Below are 6020 nucleotides of genomic sequence, written 5' to 3'. Positions count from 1 at the left end.
CTGGCGTCGACGCCGCCAGACCTGCACCCAACGCAAGAAGATGAACCGCTCTCATATGATTTCCTCCAACAGATCTTTAGGACCGTGCGGGCGCGATGATGATCGCGAGCTCCGGCCTGACCTGATTCATTGCGATAGGGACCGGTGCGCTTCGATAGCGGGCGAGGTAACCGGTGATCTCTGCGATCACCGAGCCAGAGGCCGCCATCCCTGAGGCGGCCCCCTCGAAACCGAAGCTTGAACGAACTCTAAGAGAATTCTGAGCCTCGTCAACTCGCGGATGAGGTCCCTGAACGAGGTGTGGGGAAGTCGCCAGCGTCCCATCGGAAGCTCAAGGTGCTTGACGCGGCGCAAAGTTGGATTGTGCGGTGCAGCAAGAAGGACGCCGATTGTGCGCCCAGCTTATCGAAGATGCGCGATGTCATGCGCTCGCCACATCCTAAACTTGTTCGCTCGGCCTGATCATGCGCTCACAGCACGTAACGGCGATCTTTCAGCATCCCGTGACGGGCTCCATAGCCTGTTTCGGGATGCGCAACGCGACATGGTCCAGCTTCGCCTTGGTCCTGCCAGCGTCCCAGCGTTCGGTATTTTTGTACCAAAACTGCGCGCTCAGGTCGCACATCACCGCGGCCCTGAGACGGATTGGCAGTTTGGTTCACATCGGTGGACGCGGCGAATCACGGCAGGCAGGGGTCCGATGCGTGACCGTTTGCTGCGTCAGACCTAAAGGCCGACGGCAGCTTCGGTGCTCTCGAATTCCGCTTGGTCGCCCACGAGATCGGTCAGCGAGATTGCAAGCGTCCGTCCGTCCTTGAGACGGAGCGTCGAATCCGGTTCCAGCCAGATCGGGTGCAAGCCCGCATGGCGTCCCTGCAAGGTTCCGCGCGCGATGGTCCCGGTGCCGCACTGCTCGACCACCACGCGGTAACGGACCCTCACCGAGCTGCACCCCCGTGCCGAGATGAGGCCTCGTCCGGTCAGTGTCGTGAGGACTTGCTTCGGTTCGATCATCACGTGCGGCGCTGACGAGGTACGGGATAATCCGGCAAGTGCATTGCCGTTTAGTCCCGCCCTGTTGTCCTGTCACGCGTCGACGGCGATCCGGGACGGGCGCCGCCGGGTGCGAACCGTCAGGTGAGGTCGCGCACCACGACACGACCGCCCTCGGCCGAGAGCGCGAGGCGCCCGTGCTTCAGGTCGAGCGCCTTGCGTCCGAACAGCTCCCGACGCCAGCCCTGAAGCAGCGGCACGTCGGCGGCGTCGTCGTCGGCCACCGCCTCGAGATCGTCGATCGTGGCGATGATCTTCGGGGCAACGCCCTCGGTCTCGCACACGGCCTTGAGCAGGACCTTCAGGAGTTCGACCAGCGCCCCGTTGCCGCCGCGTCCGCGCGCGCGCTCGGGCAGGACGATCTCGGCGGGATCACGGGCGAACCCGCGCTCGACGGCGGCGAGGATGTCGGTTCCGGTCCGGGAGCGTTCGAACCCGGCCGGGATCGAGCGCAGGCGCCCGAGCGCCTCGACGCTGCGCGGTGCGGCGGTGGCGATGTCGATCACCGCCTCGTCCTTGAGGATGCGCCCACGGGGGACGTTGCGCGCCTGCGCCTCGCGCTCGCGCCACGCCGCCACCTCCATCAGCACCGCGACCTCGCGGGGCTTGCGCATCCGCCCTGAGAGCCGGCGCCACGCCTGGGCCGGGTCGGCCCGGTAGGTCTCGGGCGAGGTCAGCACGCCCATCTCCTCGTCGAGCCACAGGCCGCGGTCGGTGCTGACGAGTTCGCCCGCCAGCGTCTCGTAGACCGTGACGAGGTGGGTCACGTCCGACAGCGCGTAGGCGAGCTGTGCGTCGGACAGGGGACGGCGCGACCAGTCGGTGAAGCGCGAGGACTTGTCGATCTTGGCCTTGGCCACGTCGTTGACGAGCTGCTCGTAGGACACGGAATCGCCGTAGCCGCACACCATGGCCGCGACCTGCGTGTCGAAGAACGGCTGCGGCAGCAGGCCGCCCATCAGCCAGATGATCTCCAGATCCTGCCGGGCGGAGTGGAACACCTTCACGACGCCCTCGTCGGCCATCAGGTCGATGAAGGGCCGCAGGTCGATGCCGGGTGCCAGAGGATCGACCAGCACGCCGGTCCCGTCGGGCCCGGCCATCTGGATCAGGCAGAGCTTGGGGTAATAGGTCGTCTCGCGCATGAACTCCGTGTCGACGGTGATGAAGCTCTGCGCGGCGAGGCGGTCGCAGGCGTCGCGGAGCGCCAGCGTCGTACTGATCAGATCCATCCCTGCGGCTATAGCGGAGGTTTTCCGCAAAGGGGAGCCGGACAGGCCGGCATCCCCGCCTGTGCAGAACGCGCACCGCTCCGAAGGGCGGTCGTGTCAGCCGATGTAGACCGTCGGTGGCCGCGCGGTGATCGGTTCCACGCCGTTCGGATGCTTCCGCGGCAGCACGATACTGCCGTACACGATCGCGAAGGGTAAAGGCGGAGCACCCAGCAGTTCAAGATAGGTGTCCGGCAGGTGCTGGTGCAGGTTCTCGAACACGTAGGCGATCAACTCGCACGAGATGGCGATCGGGCGCAGGACCCCCGGCAACGAAACCGGGGTGCCGACGGGCGTGTAGCCGTAGCCGCCGAGGGCGAGGCGGGCCGCCGAGGCCAGCAGCATCGCCGAGACCAGAACGCCTCCCTTCGGTGCGGGATTGTAGAAGGTGTGCGTCTCGTACACACGGTCCCAGCCGTAAGCCACCGTGTCGAGCGTATTGAAGACGCGCCGCACGCGTCCGTCCAGATGACTTCCGGGACCGAAGAGATCGGCGAACGCGGCGTTGCCCGGGGTCATCCCGGCAAAGCTCGTTACCGCGATTGCGCGGCCGGGAAAGGTTTCGGTCAGGCGCAGAGCCAGGACCGGAGCAAGGGTGCCGCCGAGGCTGTGCCCGGTCACCGTGAGCGGGGCATCCGGGGGAAGTCCGGCGACGGCCGCCTCCAGGGTCGTGCCGCCGGCATCCGCGAGAGCGAGCAGGCGGCCGAGGCCCTTGGCGGTGCCGCCGCCGATCCGGGCGCCCGGCGCGCCCGGCCAGTCGACCATGTCGCCGAAGGGGCTGTCCTCGTCACCGTCGTCCCAGTAGGCCGGGGCGAAGGGATTCGGGTAGGTGCCGCGGATCGCGAGCGCGTAGGCGCCCGTCGTCGCGCTGCGGGCGAGGTAGGCGAAGTTTGCCGGCGGATCGGGAGGCGCGGCGAGCCAGACGACGGACCAGTCGTCCCGCGTGAGCGCCGCCTCGTCGAGGTAGCGCGGGATCGCCGCCGGGTCGCCGTAGGCGATGCCGGCGAGGGTCATCGCGACGGCGGTCGGGTCGCCGATGGCCGTCGTCACGGGAGAAGGCCTGCGGTCGCTGACGAGCCCTTGACGATCGGCCCCGTCGAGATCGGTACGGAATACGCGGTGGACGATATGATGTCGGTCGGATTGGACAGCGACCGTATGAAGTTCTGCCGAACCGTTGCAGTGACCAGGAACTTTCCGGCACCCGACGGAAGCAGCTGGATGATGCCCCGGTTGCCCATCGCCTCGCTTCCAACGGGCGTCGGGGCCGTCAACGCCGCGTTCGGGTTGATGAAGTACTGCAGACCCACGATGAACGTCTTCCCGGCCGGAATCCTGATCGAGAGATAACGCTGTGTGCGGAAATCGCTCGTGAAATCGAAGATCTTGAGGTTGTCGTCGATGAAGTTCGCACCGAGAACGACCTTGTTGCTCGAAGGACCGAAGACGAAGGGTGCGGTTGGGACATAAAACAGAAACAGGCTCTGCAGATCGTTTCCAAGGTTCGTCGCCTGAATGAAAGTCCCTTGAAGGACAGCGGGAACGTTGGTCAGCCCTGGAACGATAGACTCACCGAGAATTTCAAACGGCGAATATGGAATGTCGGGGTTGTCAGCGAGCTTTCTCGTAAATTCATCGGATGAGACCTGGATTGCAGGGCTGCAATAGCTTTCGGCGTGATCGGGCTGGAGCACGTGCATCATGTCGTATCCTGTCTTCCGTAGGTAATTCTTGAATCGATACGCGATATGAATGTCTCGGATGGGCAACAGGGCAAAAGCACACTCTAGGTTGTTTATCGGCGGTTCCGGCAGCCATCAAGACGGGCTGCCTGCTGGGCAGACGTGGCAGTCTCACATTTTCGCGATCGATGGCCTGCGCCGGGGGGACTGCGTCTGCTTGACTTGCATCGGTCACCGTGAATGGTGCCGCCCTTCAATCCCAAGGCTTTGCGATGCACCGTTACCGTACCCACACCTGCGGGGCGCTCCGCCCGTCCGATGTCGGCCAAACCATCCGCCTCTCCGGCTGGTGCCACCGCATCCGCGACCACGGCGGCGTGCTCTTCATCGATCTGCGCGACCATTACGGGCTGACGCAGTGCGTGGTGGATTCGGATTCGCCGGCCTTCAACGCGGCCGACGCCGTGCGCTCGGAATGGGTGGTGTGCCTCGACGGGCGCGTCCGCACGCGGCCCGCCGGCACCGAGAACCCGGAGCTGCCGACTGGCGCGGTCGAGGTCTACATCGACGCCGTCGAAGTGCTGGGCGCGGCAGCCGAATTGCCGCTGCCGGTGTTCGGCGACCTCGAATACCCGGAGGAGACGCGCCTGCGCTACCGCTTCCTCGATCTGCGCCGGGAGAAGCTGCACGCCAACATCATGAAGCGCGGCGCCATCGTCGACAGCCTGCGCCGTCGGATGCGCGAGGGCGGATTCTTCGAGTTCCAGACGCCGATCCTGACGGCCTCCTCCCCGGAGGGCGCACGCGACTACCTCGTGCCGTCGCGGGTGCACCCCGGGAAGTTCTACGCGCTGCCGCAGGCGCCGCAGCAGTTCAAGCAGCTCACGATGATCGCGGGCTTCGACCGCTACTTCCAGATCGCCCCGTGTTTTCGCGATGAGGACGCCCGTGCCGACCGGAGCCCGGGCGAGTTCTACCAGCTCGACGTCGAGATGAGCTTCGTCACGCAGGAGGACGTGTTCCAGGCGGTCGAGCCCGTGCTGCGCGGCGTGTTCGAGGAGTTCGCTGGAGCTAAGCGCGTTACCGATGTCTTCCCGCGCATCACCTACGCCGACGCGATGCTGAGGTACGGCGTCGACAAGCCGGATCTGCGGAACCCCTTGCTCATCGCCGACGTGACCGAAGAGTTCGCCGACGCGACGGTGGACTTCAAGGCGTTCAAGGGCGTGATCGCGTCCGGCGGCGTGGTGCGCGCGATCCCCGCGACGGGGGCGGCCGGCCAACCGCGCTCGTTCTTCGACAAGCTCAACGAGTTCGCCCGCTCGGAGGGCGCGCCGGGCCTGGGCTATATCGTCTTCGAGGAGGTCGACGGTCAGCTTGCCGGCAAGGGGCCGATCGCGAAGTTCATTCCGGCGGAGATCCAGGCGCGGATCGCGGCGAAGACCGGGACGCGGGCGGGTGACGCCGTGTTCTTCTCAGCCGGCACCGAGGCGAAGGCTGCGGCGCTCGCCGGCAAGGCCCGCATCCGCATCGGTGACGAACTCGGCCTCTCCGACAAGGATCAGTTCGCGTTCTGCTGGATCACCGACTTCCCGATGTTCGAGTGGAACGAGGACGAGAAGCACATCGACTTCTCGCACAACCCGTTCTCGATGCCGAACTTCGATCACGACGCCTTCCTGGCGCTCGGCGACGGCGACGACGCAAAAGTTCTCGGCATCAAGGCGTTCCAGTACGACATCGTCTGCAACGGCATCGAGCTGTCGTCGGGCGCGATCCGGAACCACAAGCCCGAGATCATGGAGAAGGCCTTCGCGATCGCCGGCTACGGCCGCGACGTGCTCGAGCAGAAATTCGGCGGCATGCTCTCCGCGCTGCGCCTCGGCGCCCCGCCGCACGGCGGCATCGCGCCGGGCGTCGACCGCATCGTGATGCTGCTCTGCGAGGAGCCGAACATCCGCGAGGTGGTGCTGTTCCCGATGAACCAGCGCGCCGAGGACCTGATGATGGGCGC

Annotated in this window: 5 protein-coding genes; 1 reads left to right on the top strand and 4 read right to left on the bottom strand. The window is 65.9% G+C overall.

Annotation, left to right across the window (positions count from 1 at the left end):
• Positions 1-726: 726 nt before the first annotated feature.
• From ACFE8Y_RS20450 to ACFE8Y_RS20435, 4 genes are all read right to left on the bottom strand, one after another.
• On the bottom strand, positions 727-924 hold the full coding sequence (locus ACFE8Y_RS20450) for a hypothetical protein (protein WP_375466207.1): 198 nt from the start codon (positions 922-924) through the stop codon (positions 727-729).
• 209 nt (positions 925-1133) lie between these two features.
• A complete protein-coding gene (rnd, locus tag ACFE8Y_RS20445) occupies positions 1134-2285 on the bottom strand; it encodes a ribonuclease D (protein WP_375466206.1) in 1152 nt (383 codons plus the stop codon).
• Positions 2286-2381: 96 nt separating this feature from the next.
• Positions 2382-3374, bottom strand: a complete 993-nt coding sequence (locus ACFE8Y_RS20440) for a lipase (RefSeq protein ID WP_375466205.1) — start codon at positions 3372-3374, stop codon at positions 2382-2384.
• Positions 3371-4027 carry a hypothetical protein gene (locus ACFE8Y_RS20435; RefSeq protein ID WP_375466204.1) on the bottom strand — a complete coding sequence of 219 codons (657 nt, stop codon included), beginning with the start codon at positions 4025-4027 and terminating at the stop codon, positions 3371-3373. Before ACFE8Y_RS20435 ends, ACFE8Y_RS20440 begins: the two co-directional genes overlap by 4 nt.
• Before the next feature lie 251 nt (positions 4028-4278).
• Here ACFE8Y_RS20435 and aspS point away from each other — a divergent pair.
• Positions 4279-6020: aspartate--tRNA ligase (gene aspS, locus ACFE8Y_RS20430; RefSeq protein ID WP_375466203.1), on the top strand; the 1742-nt coding region annotated here is incomplete at its 3' end.

The organism is uncultured Methylobacterium sp., from assembly GCF_964242245.1.
In the GTDB taxonomy this organism is placed as follows: domain Bacteria; phylum Pseudomonadota; class Alphaproteobacteria; order Rhizobiales; family Beijerinckiaceae; genus Methylobacterium.
The sequence above is the reverse complement of the archived record's forward strand: the minus strand, read 5'-3'. Positions and strand labels throughout refer to the sequence as shown.

What these genes read in the sequence shown, in the direction of transcription:
- rnd (WP_375466206.1), bottom strand. Translation starts at nt 2,285, where the DNA reads ATGGATCTGATCAGTACGACGCTGGCGCTCCGCGACGCCTGCGACCGC.
- ACFE8Y_RS20435 (WP_375466204.1), bottom strand. Translation starts at nt 4,027, where the DNA reads ATGATGCACGTGCTCCAGCCCGATCACGCCGAAAGCTATTGCAGCCCT.